This is a genomic window from Streptomyces sp. NPDC051578, from assembly GCF_044454045.1.
GTDB lineage: Bacteria > Actinomycetota > Actinomycetes > Streptomycetales > Streptomycetaceae > Streptomyces.
Window position 1 is genome coordinate 28,061 of record NZ_JBITDH010000009.1, and the last position, 13,848, is coordinate 41,908.

Below are 13,848 nucleotides of genomic sequence, written 5' to 3' on the forward strand. Positions count from 1 at the left end.
CCCGGTTCGACCGCCCTCGCGCACACCGAAGGAGACCCGCCCCCGTGACCTACATCGCCCCCGACTTCATGACCAACGCCAGCCCCGAAGCCATTGAGCGCGCCATCCGCGAGGCCGAACTCACCCGTGAGCGCTACGCCAAGAAGGCCAGCGTCCTGCGGGGGTTGCTGGCCACGCGACGCGACCAGATCGCGGCAGGCACCTGGCCGCCCGCCGCCTGACCCGCCCCGGCCGGCCCGTCACCCGCGGGCCGGCACCCCACCAACCAGCCCAGGAGCCCACATGCACGAGACCGACGACCACGTCCACGAGGTCTGGATCATGACCCGCGACACCGAAGAGCTGACGATCGAACTGTGGAAGGACCTCGAATCCATCCACGTCCACGGCGGCGACGGCGAGGCCTATACCTGCTGCCGCGAGGAGATCGTCACCGTCACCGTCCCGAAATACGAGCGGGCCGGCTGGACGCTCACGGCCAACTACGAGGTGGCGTGATGGCCGACTTCGTCCCCATCGAACCCCCGCCCGACGACTGCCCTGAGTGCGGCACCGAGGCCTTCGAGCTCGAACACCCCACCGCCGACCGCCCCTTCCCCGCGTGGATGTGCACCGGCTGCAAGTGGGGCGAAGCCGCCTACTGACCCCCGCCCCGGCCGGCCCGTCACCCGCGGGCCGGCACCACCCCGCACCCACCAGGAGCCCGCATGCACCACGCCCACCCGCCCCGCGTCCGCTGGCACGTCGAGACCTACGACCCGACCGCCGCCGAGTGGTCCTCCGGCCTGCCGTTCACCCGCTGCCAGGACGCCACCGACAAGCGGACCCGCCTCGACCGGAACCACCCGACGTGGCGGGACGGAACGCCCGTCCGCCGGCGCCTCGTCCTGGAGACCACTACCTACGAGGACTTCGACGCCGACGTCAGCCACCTCGCCCTGTTCCCGAAGTCCGGGTTCGTGATCACCGGCGTCGGCGGCCAGGACTTCGCCGCGCTCCCCGACCAGACCCCGGACGGCCGGCCCGCGATCCGGTACGCCGTCGGCAGCTCGGAGACCGGTCACGCGGACGTGGTCGTGCCGCTCGATCAGCTGGAGGAGGTCATCGCAGGGATGCGCGACATGGCCCGGCAGACCGGCGAACAGCCCGCGCCGCTCCCCATCCCGGCCGGCACCCGCACGACGGTCTTCCACTGGGCCGCCGACCTCGTCGCCGCCTACACCGGCAACTCCGTGGACGCGACCGCGCTGATGCTGCGCCGCGTCGCCGACGGGCGTCCGCGGCCCACCGACCCGCAGCTCGACGGGCCCGCTCTCACCCCGCGCCGCCAGCTGACCGAGCTGGAGCACGACCGGGCCTGGCACGCCATCGAAGGCATCGACTGGGAGGCCGGCCCCGACCCGGACACCGTGCTCAACGCGGTGCTGGCCGCGCTCGCCATCGACCCGCCCGAGGTTGACGAGATGGCCGCCAGCCTCCGCCGCGACGGCTTCGGCGACGACGAGATCGCGGAAATGCTGGCCGACACCACCATCGCCGGCGAGGGGGCCGGAGCATGAGCCAGCAGCCCGACCCCGACCTCCGCGCCTGCGACGACCAGCAGAACGGCTGGACCTGCAGCCTCCTCGACGGCCCCCACCCCGAGCACAAGCACTGGGACCAGCAGGCCGGGCGCTGGTGGGCGCAGCGGAGCGAGCCGCCGTACAGCAACCGCGACCGGCTGGCGGCCGAGCTCACCAGCGACGGGAGCGCCCGATGACCGACCACGAGTTCCTCGTCGAAGTGTTGACGATCTTCGCCAAGGCCGAGAGCCACGACACCCTCCTCTGGTGGGCCAAGGGCGACAGCATCGAACTCTGGGCCAACGTCTCCGACATTTTCGACTGGGGCAGCGCCGACGCTGAGGCGATCACCCCCGACCGCCTCCCGATCCTGCAGCAGGCCCTCGCCGACCTGATCGAGGCGGGGTCCACGGCCTGGCTCGCCGAGCTTTACGCCGCCCGCATCCGCGGCATGCGGCCCCAAGGCGCCGCCTACCCGGCCGCGCCTGGAGTGCAGGCGCTGCTCAACGCCTGCGGCCCGGCCCGCGCCACCGGTCTGGGCAACCCGAAGCCGATCCCCGAGCCCGCGCCGTGACCAGCGAACTCGACGTGTGGGGGCCGGGCTGGGACATCGAGCCCTGCGACACCAGCCCGACCCCCGACCGCTGCGCCGAAACCCGCTCGGGCCACGGCCTCGACCATCCCGACCCGCGGCCCCGCTACATCCCCGGCGACCACGGGCGCGCGGCTGGCCGGCCCAGCTACATCGAGAAGGTCACCATCCACACGCTGACGATCTTGGGAGATGTTCTGTGACCGCCGACCCGCTCCGCGACGCGATCGCCGCCGACTGCCCCCACCGCCTCGACGACTACGACCAGCACCTCGCAGGCCGCCAGCTCACCCCCGCCTTCCAGATCTTGTGGCGGATGGAACACCGCATCAGCAGCAGCGACCTTGAACAGAAGATCAATGATCTGTATCGGCGCGCCGAAGCCAGTCTCACTCGCGAGGAAGCCCGCAGTTACTTCGAGCAGGTCAGCCAGATCCGGAATCAGGTCAAGCAGGAAGTGATCAAGGAGATGGGAGATGAATGAGATCACCCTCCGCCAGATCGGCGATCGCCTCATGCAGTGCAAGGACATCCCCGACCAACTCGTCATCGAGGCCGTCGCCAGCGCCGATGACGGTTGGGCGATCACGGCAGAGGTTCGGAAGTTCCTCGAGGCCCGCGTAGGACCCGTTCCGTGGAACCTGCTCCTCGCCAAGCTGCGCCGACTCATCGCCCGCCAGCTCATCGACGGATGCGCCTGCGGATGCAGCGGCGGGTTCAGGATCCCCGGCGTTCAGGTCCAGCGTCACGCGGCCGCTGCGCGAACGGTCGACCGGTGGCTCGCAGCCCAGCGCGCAGTCTCGACGTCCGACGTCCCCGCCGCCCTCCGCGGACCGAACTGGAAGGCACGACTGTGACCAAGCCGCAACCCGCCCGCGCCCTCGACGCAGCCCACCGCCTCGTCGCCGCTGGCCAGCACGTCCACTACGTCGCCGACGGAGCCGTCCGCTGCCTGTCCGGCCACTGCACCCAACCCGCCGCCTGACCGACCGCACCGCCAGCACGAGGAGCCCCAATGGAACCGGTAGACCCCATCACAGCCCTCGCCACCGTCGCCGTCCAACTCCACGAAATGTACGCAGCACTTCTCGAAGCCGGCTTCACCGAGGACCAGGCGCTCGAGCTCACCAAGGCCGCACTCCTCGTCGGACGGTAGAAACCCGGGCAGGGGCGCGCACACGTCGCTAGCGTGCCCCCCTACCGGACAGTTCCGGCCCCACCCAGCCCGAAAACGCCCGAGGATGAACCCCGCGACCCTGGCCACCCGCGGACCCCTCGAGGAGACGAGCCCCATGGGAATGCTCGACCAAGCTGTCCTACAACAGGCTAAGAAGGCCCAAGGCGAGACAAACCAGCGCCTCGAGGCGCTCATCGCCGAACAACAGCGAACGAACCAGCTCCTCACGCACCTGATCGGCCTGCTCACGCCACAGTCGGCAGCACCCGCAGCCGCCAGCTGGGGCAGCCAGAGCCGCTGAACCCGACGCAGACCGACCGGTGCACTACCGGGAACCGGTAATCGGCAATGAGGTAATCACCGCCCACTACGCCGCACCGTTAACCCGCTAACGCCTGCTGCGCTACGGTGGAATCACCAGTCGTGATTCCACCGTGGGAGGCAGGTCGTGGGCGAGACCCCCTGGACCATCGAACGGATCTGCGACGCCCTCGGCCACCCGGCACTCAGCCAACGCTGCCTCAGCGAGATCAACCGAGCGCCAGCCCACGAACTCCTCACCGTGTTCGCCAAGTGGGAACGCATCGCCAAGAACGGGCTGATCGCCGTCGAGCGGGCCCGCGCCCTCGCCGGCCACGACGAACGCGGCGAACAACTCCCCGGCAACTGGGCCGACGCCACCCACCGAATCCTCGGAGAACCCGGACCCGCCCGCGGCGCCGCCTGAAACTGACAGTATGGGCCCGTGTACGCGCTGAAACTGGACCCAGCCGCCGAGGCCGTCTACGACGCCCTCCCACCGCACGCCAGCGAGAACCTCACCCGCGCCCTCGCCCAAGCCTGCGCACGGCCCCTCGACGCGACACACCCCTACGGCGTCGACGACAAAATCATCCGGCAGATCATCACACCGGACGTCCGCGCCATCCTCCTCGTCGGACACAACACGCGGACCGTCGCCGTGCTCCAGCTCGACTACCTCGGCTAAAGCCAGGCCCCCGCCGCCCGCACCAGACACACCGCCGCACTACCGAAAGGCGCCGCCGTGATCGAGTTCATGCCACGAAGCGGACCCCCCGAAGCGATGCACTGCGCCACCGTCATCTGCGACGCCTGCCGCCAACAAGTCCACGGCGCCGGCAACCTGGTCTGGGGCAGGCGGATGGGCAGCGACGAAACAGGCAAGATCGAACACACGCCACTGTTCGCAGCCCACAAAGGCGCCTGCGACCGAGCCCTCGACAACTGGCTCAAGAAGCAGTACCCCCAAGGTCAGTGGCTCCTCATGTGGGAAGAACTCGGCGACTTCCTCAAGCAGCTCGCCTACAACTCCGAACACGCTTTCACCGACGACACCAAGGGCGAGTACCACAAGACCATCCTCAAGATGCCGTCCAGCGACCTGCACGCCGAAACCCCCACTTTCGACCCGCAGCGCTGAACACGAAGAAGGCCCCGCCCATCACGGGCGGGGCCTTCACTGCTGTCTGGAGTCAACTGTCGCCACCGCCCAGGACGGAGAGCTGCGGCGCGAAAGTTCCCTCCGCGAAAGGAATGCGCCCGCCAGCTGCAGCGCCATACGTTGGTCATCCAACCCGAAGAACAGGCGGACCGCATGACCCAGGCCGACAACCGAACCCAACTCGCCGACAGCTACACCCAGCTGGTCGCCAAGCTCGAGACGCACCTCCGCGCCGTCCCCGGCCCCGACCAGCACGAACTCGCCCGCTGGCAGACGCTCTACGCGCCCGAAGTCGAGGCCGCCATCAAGCGGCGCGACTCCATCACCCCCAACGGATCCGGACCCGCGAAGGTGTTCCCGTCCAGCAGCCAGCTCCGGGCATGGATGACCGAGGCCGAGCTGATCCCGAGGCCCGACCAGGCCTGACCAGGGCAACGAAGAAGCCCCGCCACGTCGGGTGGCATGACGAAGGGCCCCCACCATCACGGTGGGGGCCCTCCCGTGCGATCAGGGTCAGGAGCTGAGCGCGGCCCGATCCCCACCCATCTGCCGGCGCAGAACGCGCAGGGTGTCAACGAAGGCCTGCGCCTGGAGGATGAACACGTCCGCCTCGTCCGCCGTGAGCTCCACGTCCCCATCGCCGGCGATGTAGAGCACCGTGCGGCTTGCCTGGTCGCAGCGCTCGACCCTGGTCAGCTGCGTTCGCAGCATGACCTCGGGATAACCCTCCAGCGGAGCCGGGTTCGCGAGGCCGTACTGCGTTGACTGGTGCGTTGCCAACCACCCCGTCACCCCCGGACCGTGCACTTCGCGACACCATGACGGACACGCCTGCCCGGCACTGGTGACGGCGGGCACAGGGACGTCTGCCGCCTCGGGCAGTACAGTGGTCATCGAGAACTCCTTCTTCGAGGTTGGACTCTCTTGATCAGCGAGGTGATGACTCGCTGGTTGAACAGGCCGGGCGGGTGATGACCGCCCGGCCGTTCTGTTGAACGGCTACCTGACGAAGAAGCCTCCGCCACGCCGTTTGGTGAGTGCGCGTGGTGCAGCCGAGGTGCACTTCGAAGCGGGCGTTCGGGTCGTGTGAGATCCCGACGCAGAAAAGTGCTCCGTCAGCGGCGAAGTGCCGGTAGAGCACTGTTCGCCCCTGCGGAGCTTGCGTCATCGCCTGACTCCTATCGCGTCGCCCGCCCCCGACCCTCGTTCCACGTGGAGGTTCTGCGTACAGTGGTCGAGAGGGCAGGCAGGCATAGCCCGCTGGCATGCATATCGCAGGTCAGTGGCTGTGAGTACCGGTGGAACTACTGGAATAAACGGTCCCCAACTTCTACGTGGAAGTCAAGCCGTTCGGTAGTTCTGCGGGGCCGGCGCCTCAACTGCCCACGAGTAGGATCCCGCCGGGAGGTGCCTTGACCAGCAAGAAGCGTGACGTCGGATACGAAGCGATTGCCGACGAACTCCGTGCCCGCATCGAGAGTGGCGAGCTGCCCCCAGGCGCCAAGGTCCCCGGCGAGAAGGAGCTCATGGCGCAGCACGGCGTCAGCCGAGACACCGCATGGAAGGCGCTCCAAGTCCTCCGCGATGAAGGCCTGACTCACACGAGCCAGGGTGCGCCAACCAAGGTGCGCAAGTTCGAGCGCATCCGCCGCCCAGCGAATCAACGTCTGTCCCGGGAGGTCTGGGGGGCTGGCAGATCCATGTGGAGTGCCGACATCGTTGACAAAGAGCCGACGCTTCTGGATCTTCGGGTGGAGCGAGTCGACGCAGACGAGCGGGTCGCGGCCATGCTCGGCGTGCCGCAGGGCACCCCAATCTGGAGGCGCCGCCGCCGATACGCCGTGGAGGGTAAGCCTGTCCTCAAGGCGACCTCGTACATTCCTGCCGACATTGCCGACGGCACGGAGATCGCCGCGGAGGACACGGGCAGGGGTGGGGTGTACGCGCGCCTTGAGGAACTCGGGCACGGGCCGACACTCTTTCGCGAAGAGGTGAGATCTCGGATGCCGAACAAGGAGGAGAAGGAGCAGTTGGATATCGCCCGAGGTACTCCTGTGATCGAGATCCACCGCTTCGCGGCCGAGGAGAGCGGTCGCATCGTCGAGGTGAACGAGATGGTCCTCGACTCGGCCAGCTACGTCCTCGAGTACGTGATTCCAGCCTGACCTGCAAAGACGCGGCCCCTACCCATCCGGGTGGGGGCCTTTTCGTGTTTTCGACGCCGATTCTCGTTGACTTCTACGTGGAAGTTGGCGCACTCTTGGAGCACGCAGAAAACTTCCACGTGGAAGTTGAAAGCGGTACCCCACTCATGCCTTCTCCGGGAGCGTCCATGCGCCACGAGACCCCGGCCGCGGAGAACGTGGCCACCGAACCGCCCGAGTTCCTGAACGCCTCCGAGGTCGCCCTGCGGCTTCGGGTCTCTCGCTCCACCGTCTACAACCTGATCGCCGCCGGTCGCCTGCCCGCACATTGCAACGGCGGCGGCAAGATCCGCCCCCGCGGCTACCGCGTCCCTGAGTCGGCGGTCGCCGAGTACCTGTCCGGATCGCTCGTCTCCCCGATGCAGACGGAGGTGGCCTGATGGCCAGCACGCTCACCACCCAGCCCACCCCGGCCCGGCGTCTCGTCGCCGCCGACTCCGACCCGTCGATGGATGAGGCTCTGGCCCGCGTCCGCCGGATCGAAGCACTCGACGAGGACACCCGCCGCGCCGCCTCCTACGTCCGCCGCCAGTCGAGCGCCGCCTGATGGCCGCTTCCGCCCCGTCGGGCCACAGCATCATCGACCAGCCGGCAACACCCGCGGACTGCAACGCCGAGTACCGGGCGGCGCAGGCCCAGCGCGCCGAGTCCGCCGGCGCCCAGCGCGACCAGCTCGGCTCCGCCACCGCAGCCCGGCCCCACACCTACCGCTAGCCCCCGCCTGACCAACGGAAGGACCACCGTCATGCCGACCTTCATCCTGATCAAGACGCCGCTCGAGACCGAGTCCGCTTGGGCCGAGCACCAGGTCCGCCAGGACATCAAGGCCCGCTACTTCGCCGCCATCCACCGCAGTGACCTCGACACCGCCGCCGAAGTCTGGCTCGAGGCCAGCGCCTACGACGCCGAGAACCGGCGTTCCAGCAGCCTCCTGGCGGAGCTCGACGACCAGCCGCTCGCCGACGTCGCCTGATAGCGACCAGCCTCACTTGAAAGGAGGAACAGTGGACCGCATCGAAGGCTGGATGGGCAGGCTGAGCGCCTTCGCCATCCTCGAGAAGCTCTTCACGGCCGCTGCACTGGTACTGACGGCCGTGACCGTCGGCCCCCAGGCAGGGCATCGGATCGGTCTGGACGCGGAGGCTGCGACAGCCGCCGGTTGGACGATCGCCCTCGTCTACGACGCCCTGTGGATCGCCTCCATCCGCATGTCGGAGGTCGCCATCCGGCAGCGTTCCAGGATCGGCATGGTCGTCTTCCTCGGGATTTCGACGCTCGCCCTTGGCGCTTCCGTAGCCGCCTTGCTGCTCCTCGGTCACGCACAAGCCTTCGCCGGCGTGCCTGCCGCTGCAGCCATCTTCATGGGCCTGCGTCTCTTCGCCGACAACGCACTGGCCGACGCGGAGACATCCGCACGGATCGCAGGCCAGTCCGCTGCTGCACGCAACGCCCGAGCTCTGGCTGCGGCGGATGCCCGGCAGTTGGCATCCGAGGCCTGCACTGACGTGGTCGGCGAGACCGCCGAGCACCTTGCGGAGATGGAGCGGCAGATCGCCCGAGCCAAGGTCTTGACCAAGGCCCAGAAGAAGATCAGCAAGGCCCGCGCCGACGCCGAGAATGTCCTGGAGGCGGCCGACAAGCAGCACGGCGAGAAGGCCGCGGCCTTCATGTCCCGGGAGCTCCTGACGGTCGGGCCACGCCCCGTGGCCACGGCCATTGGCCGCACCTCGCCTGAACAGGGTGGCCACACGGTGGCCACGCAGGTAATCCCGGAAATCGAGCCCGCGGCCACGACTCCCGTGACTCCGGACGAAACGGACAGCGAACCCGGGGTGGAGCAGGTCCCCATCGAGGACGCCATGAGCCTCAAGGATCTGGCGCGAGCCGCAGGCGTTGAGATCCCGAAGCCCAAGACGACTCTCAGCGACGAGCAGCTCGAGGTCGTCGTGCGGTGGCTCCGCTACGCGATGGAACCGCCTCGCTCCTACCGCCAGGCGTATGCCGCCTTCCTCGAAGCCGACTTCAAGGCCCGCGAAGGACGCATCCGCCGCATCTGGGGCGAGATCGAGACCCGCGAAGCCGAAGCCGTACCCGCCTAGAACCGCACCCCGGCATAGCCGGTAGGGCCCAGCGGCCGTAGCCCCTGGACCCTACCGAGACTGCCGGAAGCAGTCGAAGACAAGAAACCGCAGGTCAAAGCCCCGACGAGTAACCCCGACGAGCGGAACGTTCGCAGACCCGGCAAGCAGACCCGGAAGGCACGCCTGCCCGACTCATTCGTAAAGGAGGCCAAGGATGACCGCTGAGAGCACACCGCGACTGAGGAGCCGCGACCGGCGGACAGCGAACCGCTCTCGGCACTTCGCTCAGAAGCGGACCACCGCCGAACAGGCCGGCCCGCGGGCGGTGGCCGACGCCGCCTTCGATCAGGTCCGAGGACTGATTCTCGACCTGCCGGCGGCGGACCAGGATCGCGCCTACGCGGACCTGACCGCCGCCCTCGACGACTGGCGCCTGCGTCACGTTCGGTGAAAGTGACGAAGTGACGAAGTGACACCCAACTCCACTTTCCTGCCTTCAACGCGTGCGCGTCGCGCCAGCGCGCGTGCGCGCGCGAGGCTCCCACATCGATTACACACCGTCAAGACCCTGACCACCCCGAGGGGGAGAGATCCGATGCTCGAATCGACGGTTTCCGTCGCCTCAGCAGGGGCCTGCGCGTCCACCGCCGCAGTCCTCTACTGCGCCGAGCGACTGCCCGGCATCAAGAAGGCCACGAACAAGCTGCACACCGACCGCGCTCAAGCCCTGCTGATCACGACAGCGGTCGTCGGCCTTGCCAGCTCCGGTGTCGGCGGGTGGTGGCAGGACAACGTCACCGCTCTCAACGACTGGGCGACGAGCGCCGTCGGGGCATGGACCGGGCTCGTGCTGACCGGCGTTGCCGGCCTGGTGTGCGGCCTCTACTACATCAACGACCTGGTCACCCGGAAGGTCGAGACCCGCACCCTGGTTCTCGCCGCGCTGCTCCCGGTTCTCGTGCTGAGCATTCCGGGCCCCGTGGGTGAGTTCCTGAACCGGGCTCTCCGCCTGATCTCCGGCTTCCTCGCCGGTCTGGTAGCGCAGCTGTTCGGCTTGGGGGGCTGAGCCGTGCTGGAGCTGCTCCTGCTGGCAGCGATCGCGAGCGCCGCGGCGCGCGGCATCGAAGGATTCATCGACGACCACAAGGGCGCCGCCACCCCCCGTCACAAGGAGACGGTGGCGAAGGTCGCGGCCCAGAAGCCCGCCACAGCAGAGGGAAAGGCGAAGACAGCCGAACCCGCCGGAGCGCCCGCGACGTTCGGGCGTACCGCTGCCAAGCTCACCGCCCGCACCGTGGCCGGTGGTGCCACCTGGGGCCGAGACGCTGCGGCCTCTTACCGGCAGACCCTCGCCGACTTCTATCGCGAAGAGGCACAGAAGGCCCGCGCCCGCCGCACCACCAAAGCCGCCACCAAGAGCGCCAAGCAGGCTGCGGCCACATCCGCCAAGGCCAACGACCCCCAAGTGCCCGGCCCCAAGGCGGCCATGATCCCCGCGCCGCCGGCGTACCCGCCGCTCGTTGGCGATCCGGCCGCCGAACCGCGGACCGCACCACGCCTCCGCGTCGTCCAGGGCGGCGCCACCCCCGACACAGGAAGGGACCTGATGACGATCCTCTCGGGCGGCGAGATCACCTCGCTCGCCGGACTGACCCGCTACCTGCGGGCCGTATCCACCGTCAGCCAGATCAACGCCGACACCGCCTCCATCATCGCGGACAAGGACGCCAAGCTGGCCGGCCGCCTCGACAGCATCAGCGCCCAACTCCGCGGCCTCAACGTGGACGACGAAACCGTCGGCGAGGTCACCCAACTGCAGGACCTGGTGGAAGCCCAGGCCTCCGCCGCCCTCCTCTGCGCCGAACGATCTCGAGCGGCAGCCGAAGCCGCGGTCGTCGCCTCCGCCGGCGCGCAGGTCCGCCATGGATCGATCGCCGAGGCCGTCGCAGACGCCGACCTCGACACCCCCGCCGAAGCCGCCTACTACGCCGAAGGGAAGTAGCCATGTCGGACATCACCACCCACGCCGATCTCCTGCGCGTTCTCGCCGAGATGCGTGTCGAGATGGAAGCCCAGGCCGAGGACCTGAACGAGCTCGTCGGACGGATCGACCTGCTAGCCGACCGGACGCTGTCCGCCGCCGATGGACTAGCCGAACTCGATGTCGACGAGACCACCACGGACCAGATCCGGGAAGTCGCCGACGCACTACATGGTCAGCAGGCCGCTGCCCGCACCTACCAAGCCACCGTCGAAGCCGCCCAAGCCCAGGCCGGTCGCGCCGCGGTCACAGCCCACCGCAAGCACGGCGCGATCGCAGACGCCGTCGCCGCGTCCCCCGTCCCCATGGCAGCCGGCGCCTTCTACGAAAACGACTGACCACGCAGTGAGGGCCGGCGAACTCCGCCGGCCCTGCCCTTCCTGAGAGAGAGGAACTGGCCATGGCCCGGACCACCCGGCGCAGCAAGACCGAAGCGAACAAGGAGCTGCCCTCCTGGGTGAAGAGCGTCGGCCGGGTCTACTGGGCGAGCAAGGGCAAGACGGCTCTCCTCCAGGCCGGGCCCGGGATGTGCATGGCCGCCGACGCCCTCGCATCCGTACCCGACGGAACAAAGACCGCCGCCGTGATCGGTGCGCTCGCTGTCAGCGGCACCGCCGCCTGGGCCCGCTTCCCGTCGATCTCCCTGCACCTGCCGCTCATCAAGAAGTCCATCGGCTGGAAGCGCGCCCTTCCCACCCGCCGGAATGCCATCTGCGGCATCTCCGGCGCCGTTACGGCAGCCGCCCTGATGACCGGGGCTACTGCCGCTGGCGGTCCTGAGCTGGGCCAAAACGCCTTCTGGGGCCTTGGCCTCATGTGGGGTGCCACCTACGGCACCTGGTGGTGGCGCTTTCGCAGCCGCGGCGATCAGGCCCCGGAGCTGGCCGGCGCGGAACGGATCATCGCCGCCTGGGCCGAACATGTCACCGCCGACCGGGGCCTGCACCCTGGCACCCGCCTGACCGAGGTCGTCGTCGCCGACAATGGTTCCTGGGAAGGTGTTGCAGTCGCCCTTCCCGGTCGGACCGCGTCCGTCACGGCCGAACAGGTCGCCTCCCTGTACGGCGTCCCGCTCCAGCAGGTCGCCGTCCACGCGGTCCCCGACGCAGCCCCCAACCTCGCCCGTGTCCGCCTATTCGCCAGCGCCCGGCAGGTCGTCGAACTGACCGGCATCGAGGAGAAGCTGCACACCTGGCGAACGGTGATCGCCGCTCGCGGCGGCCAGCTGCCCGGCTCGCGTCTGGAAGAGGCCGTCGACACCGATAACGGCTGGCGTGCCACCGTGATCGCCGAACGTGGCAAGCAGGTCGGCTCCCTCAAGATCGAAGACATCGTCTCCGCCTACCAGGTCGACACCTCCTGCGTCTCCTACGTCGGGGTCCCCGGCCGCCCATACCTCGCCGAACTCACCGTCATGGAACGCAATCCACTGCAGGACGGCGTCCTGTTCACCAACACCCGCGTTCTGGACCCGGAGACCGGCCAAGCCACCGTCGGAATCCGCGCAGACGGCAGCCCCGCCCTCTACCGGTTCTGGCGACCCAAGTCCGGGGTGGTGCACTCCCTGATCGTCGGCTGCACCGGCTCCGGCAAGTCCCGTCTCCTCGATGAACTGCTGGTCATCGAACGCCACAACGGGATCGTGTCATGGGTCTTCGACGCCCAATCCGGCCAGTCCGTCCCCGACTGGGCTCGCGACGTCGACTACTACGCGGCCGGGGCTCTCGCCGCCTACCGAGGCCTCAAAGCTGCCCACGCCGTCATGCTCAGCCGCTCCGCCCGCTACGCCGCCCACCGCTGGACCGACGACAAAGGCCGCACCCGGCGCGGTCTCAAAGCATTCGTCCCCGGCCAGCCCGACGCCATCCTGTCCGTGACACTCGAAGAAGCAGCCTTCCTGTTCCGCGAGTTCCCCGATGCCGCTGACATGGCCGCAGACATCGCCAAGATGGGCCGCAAATGCGGCGTCCGCATCCGGATCGTCCTCCAAGACCCGAAGGTCGACGAACTCGGCTCCAGTACGCTGCGCGGCCAGCTCCGCATGGGCAACGTTGTCCTACTGCGTACCGACGGTGACCAGACGAACCGGCTTGCCCTCGGCGGTTCCCTCGACGCCGTCAGCCCCTCCCAAATCCCGGAAAGGTTCCCCAACGGCACCGGCACTGAAGGACTCGGCTACCTGTCCTCTGGTGAGGAGAAAGGCGGAATGTTCCGAGGCGCCCTTGTCGAGGACCCCCTCGACTGGATCGAGGAAGGTGCGGAGAACCGCGTGGAGCGCGCCTCCCGCGACGGGGCCGGTAAGTGGTACGCCGCCTACCGTGACTGGCTTGACGCCGCACGGCGCGGCGAGGACGTGGCCGACGAGCCGCCCGGCAACGAAGCCGAGGACAGTGACGCCCACGAAATCCCCGTACCTCGCCCCGCGATCCGGCGTGGAGGCGGCAAGTCGGCTGACGCGGCCGTGAACAAGGCCCGCGCCGCTGCTTCCGAAGTCCCGCCCCGACTTCCCGAACGGATCACGGCTCTCCTGCAGCGGACCGGCGGCCCGCTCGAGCGGCAGCAGATCGTCGCCGCCCTTGCTAGCGAAGGCTTCGAAGTCAAGGCCAACGCCGTCTCGGCCGCCCTCAAGCGGCTACGGGAGCGCGGCGAAGTGTCCAACCTCGGGCACGGCCTGTGGGCCCACACCCAGCACGCCGCAACTCTCGCCGCCTAACCCCCCAAGGGAGACC

28 protein-coding genes are annotated in these 13,848 nt (G+C 68.8%); 27 read left to right on the plus strand and 1 reads right to left on the minus strand.

Translation table 11 applies throughout. The features are described 5' to 3' along the window. Nucleotides 1–44: 44 nt before the first annotated feature. The 16 genes from ACIA6C_RS27930 (at nucleotide 45) to ACIA6C_RS28005 (ending at nucleotide 5,219) form a co-directional block, all read left to right on the plus strand. Nucleotides 45–221, plus strand: a complete 177-nt coding sequence (locus ACIA6C_RS27930) for a hypothetical protein (protein WP_399279914.1) — start codon at nucleotides 45–47, stop codon at nucleotides 219–221. Between the two features lie 61 nt (nucleotides 222–282). Then, nucleotides 283–498 carry a hypothetical protein gene (locus ACIA6C_RS27935; protein WP_399279916.1) on the plus strand — a complete coding sequence of 72 codons (216 nt, stop codon included), beginning with the start codon at nucleotides 283–285 and terminating at the stop codon, nucleotides 496–498. After that, nucleotides 498–644: a hypothetical protein gene (locus tag ACIA6C_RS27940; protein WP_399279918.1), complete on the plus strand. Its 147-nt coding sequence runs from the start codon at nucleotides 498–500 to the stop codon at nucleotides 642–644. Before ACIA6C_RS27935 ends, ACIA6C_RS27940 begins: the two co-directional genes overlap by 1 nt. 63 nt (nucleotides 645–707) lie before the next feature. Next, nucleotides 708–1,559 carry a hypothetical protein gene (locus tag ACIA6C_RS27945; RefSeq protein WP_399279920.1) on the plus strand — a complete coding sequence of 284 codons (852 nt, stop codon included), beginning with the start codon at nucleotides 708–710 and terminating at the stop codon, nucleotides 1,557–1,559. Then, a complete protein-coding gene (locus ACIA6C_RS27950) occupies nucleotides 1,556–1,759 on the plus strand; it encodes a hypothetical protein (RefSeq protein ID WP_399279922.1) in 204 nt (67 codons plus the stop codon). The genes ACIA6C_RS27945 and ACIA6C_RS27950 overlap by 4 nt, the downstream gene beginning before the upstream one ends. Next, the gene (locus ACIA6C_RS27955) at nucleotides 1,756–2,136 is read left to right on the plus strand and encodes a hypothetical protein (protein ID WP_399279924.1); all 381 of its coding nucleotides are present in this window, start codon (nucleotides 1,756–1,758) and stop codon (nucleotides 2,134–2,136) included. The genes ACIA6C_RS27950 and ACIA6C_RS27955 overlap by 4 nt, the downstream gene beginning before the upstream one ends. Continuing rightward, nucleotides 2,133–2,357, plus strand: a complete 225-nt coding sequence (locus ACIA6C_RS27960; RefSeq protein WP_399279926.1) for a hypothetical protein — start codon at nucleotides 2,133–2,135, stop codon at nucleotides 2,355–2,357. Before ACIA6C_RS27955 ends, ACIA6C_RS27960 begins: the two co-directional genes overlap by 4 nt. Next, complete coding sequence (locus tag ACIA6C_RS27965; RefSeq protein WP_399279928.1) at nucleotides 2,354–2,638, plus strand: hypothetical protein; 285 nt, start codon at nucleotides 2,354–2,356, stop codon at nucleotides 2,636–2,638. Before ACIA6C_RS27960 ends, ACIA6C_RS27965 begins: the two co-directional genes overlap by 4 nt. After that, entirely contained in the window at nucleotides 2,631–3,011 is a 381-nt protein-coding gene (locus ACIA6C_RS27970; protein WP_399279930.1) for a hypothetical protein, read from the plus strand. The genes ACIA6C_RS27965 and ACIA6C_RS27970 overlap by 8 nt, the downstream gene beginning before the upstream one ends. Further along, nucleotides 3,008–3,139, plus strand: a complete 132-nt coding sequence (locus tag ACIA6C_RS27975) for a hypothetical protein (protein ID WP_399279932.1) — start codon at nucleotides 3,008–3,010, stop codon at nucleotides 3,137–3,139. The genes ACIA6C_RS27970 and ACIA6C_RS27975 overlap by 4 nt, the downstream gene beginning before the upstream one ends. Nucleotides 3,140–3,169: 30 nt before the next feature. Further along, nucleotides 3,170–3,310, plus strand: a complete 141-nt coding sequence (locus ACIA6C_RS27980) for a hypothetical protein (RefSeq protein WP_399279934.1) — start codon at nucleotides 3,170–3,172, stop codon at nucleotides 3,308–3,310. A gap of 136 nt (nucleotides 3,311–3,446) precedes the next feature. Further along, a complete protein-coding gene (locus ACIA6C_RS27985; protein ID WP_399279936.1) occupies nucleotides 3,447–3,632 on the plus strand; it encodes a hypothetical protein in 186 nt (61 codons plus the stop codon). A gap of 147 nt (nucleotides 3,633–3,779) precedes the next feature. Further along, nucleotides 3,780–4,058 carry a hypothetical protein gene (locus tag ACIA6C_RS27990; RefSeq protein ID WP_399279938.1) on the plus strand — a complete coding sequence of 93 codons (279 nt, stop codon included), beginning with the start codon at nucleotides 3,780–3,782 and terminating at the stop codon, nucleotides 4,056–4,058. A gap of 18 nt (nucleotides 4,059–4,076) precedes the next feature. Then, nucleotides 4,077–4,319 carry a hypothetical protein gene (locus ACIA6C_RS27995; protein ID WP_399279940.1) on the plus strand — a complete coding sequence of 81 codons (243 nt, stop codon included), beginning with the start codon at nucleotides 4,077–4,079 and terminating at the stop codon, nucleotides 4,317–4,319. 57 nt (nucleotides 4,320–4,376) lie between these two features. After that, nucleotides 4,377–4,772, plus strand: coding sequence for a hypothetical protein (locus tag ACIA6C_RS28000; RefSeq protein ID WP_399279942.1), 396 nt, complete (start codon nucleotides 4,377–4,379; stop codon nucleotides 4,770–4,772). Between the two features lie 174 nt (nucleotides 4,773–4,946). After that, nucleotides 4,947–5,219: a hypothetical protein gene (locus ACIA6C_RS28005; protein ID WP_399279944.1), complete on the plus strand. Its 273-nt coding sequence runs from the start codon at nucleotides 4,947–4,949 to the stop codon at nucleotides 5,217–5,219. 87 nt (nucleotides 5,220–5,306) lie between these two features. On the opposite strand, the gene ACIA6C_RS28010 is transcribed toward ACIA6C_RS28005, so the two are convergent. After that, nucleotides 5,307–5,687: a DUF6907 domain-containing protein gene (locus ACIA6C_RS28010; protein ID WP_399279946.1), complete on the minus strand. Its 381-nt coding sequence runs from the start codon at nucleotides 5,685–5,687 to the stop codon at nucleotides 5,307–5,309. Between the two features lie 518 nt (nucleotides 5,688–6,205). Between ACIA6C_RS28010 and ACIA6C_RS28015 the strand changes: the two genes are divergently transcribed. The 11 genes from ACIA6C_RS28015 (at nucleotide 6,206) to ACIA6C_RS28065 (ending at nucleotide 13,832) form a co-directional block, all read left to right on the plus strand. Next, a complete protein-coding gene (locus tag ACIA6C_RS28015; RefSeq protein ID WP_399279948.1) occupies nucleotides 6,206–6,958 on the plus strand; it encodes a GntR family transcriptional regulator in 753 nt (250 codons plus the stop codon). Nucleotides 6,959–7,125: 167 nt separating this feature from the next. Then, nucleotides 7,126–7,377: a helix-turn-helix domain-containing protein gene (locus tag ACIA6C_RS28020; RefSeq protein ID WP_399279950.1), complete on the plus strand. Its 252-nt coding sequence runs from the start codon at nucleotides 7,126–7,128 to the stop codon at nucleotides 7,375–7,377. Continuing rightward, nucleotides 7,377–7,544: a hypothetical protein gene (locus ACIA6C_RS28025; protein WP_399279952.1), complete on the plus strand. Its 168-nt coding sequence runs from the start codon at nucleotides 7,377–7,379 to the stop codon at nucleotides 7,542–7,544. Before ACIA6C_RS28020 ends, ACIA6C_RS28025 begins: the two co-directional genes overlap by 1 nt. After that, a complete protein-coding gene (locus tag ACIA6C_RS28030; RefSeq protein ID WP_399279954.1) occupies nucleotides 7,544–7,711 on the plus strand; it encodes a hypothetical protein in 168 nt (55 codons plus the stop codon). The genes ACIA6C_RS28025 and ACIA6C_RS28030 overlap by 1 nt, the downstream gene beginning before the upstream one ends. A 31-nt stretch (nucleotides 7,712–7,742) precedes the next feature. Next, the gene (locus tag ACIA6C_RS28035) at nucleotides 7,743–7,970 is read left to right on the plus strand and encodes a hypothetical protein (RefSeq protein WP_399279956.1); all 228 of its coding nucleotides are present in this window, start codon (nucleotides 7,743–7,745) and stop codon (nucleotides 7,968–7,970) included. A 31-nt stretch (nucleotides 7,971–8,001) separates the two neighbouring features. Continuing rightward, on the plus strand, nucleotides 8,002–9,096 hold the full coding sequence (locus ACIA6C_RS28040) for a hypothetical protein (protein ID WP_399279958.1): 1,095 nt from the start codon (nucleotides 8,002–8,004) through the stop codon (nucleotides 9,094–9,096). Between the two features lie 196 nt (nucleotides 9,097–9,292). After that, complete coding sequence (locus ACIA6C_RS28045) at nucleotides 9,293–9,529, plus strand: hypothetical protein (RefSeq protein WP_399279960.1); 237 nt, start codon at nucleotides 9,293–9,295, stop codon at nucleotides 9,527–9,529. Between the two features lie 144 nt (nucleotides 9,530–9,673). Next, on the plus strand, nucleotides 9,674–10,144 hold the full coding sequence (locus tag ACIA6C_RS28050; protein WP_399279962.1) for a hypothetical protein: 471 nt from the start codon (nucleotides 9,674–9,676) through the stop codon (nucleotides 10,142–10,144). 3 nt (nucleotides 10,145–10,147) lie between these two features. Further along, nucleotides 10,148–11,080, plus strand: a complete 933-nt coding sequence (locus ACIA6C_RS28055; RefSeq protein ID WP_399279964.1) for a hypothetical protein — start codon at nucleotides 10,148–10,150, stop codon at nucleotides 11,078–11,080. Between the two features lie 2 nt (nucleotides 11,081–11,082). Further along, nucleotides 11,083–11,457, plus strand: coding sequence for a hypothetical protein (locus ACIA6C_RS28060; protein ID WP_399279966.1), 375 nt, complete (start codon nucleotides 11,083–11,085; stop codon nucleotides 11,455–11,457). A gap of 62 nt (nucleotides 11,458–11,519) precedes the next feature. Continuing rightward, a complete protein-coding gene (locus ACIA6C_RS28065; RefSeq protein ID WP_399279968.1) occupies nucleotides 11,520–13,832 on the plus strand; it encodes a hypothetical protein in 2,313 nt (770 codons plus the stop codon). The last annotated feature ends 16 nt before the right edge of the window (nucleotides 13,833–13,848 follow it).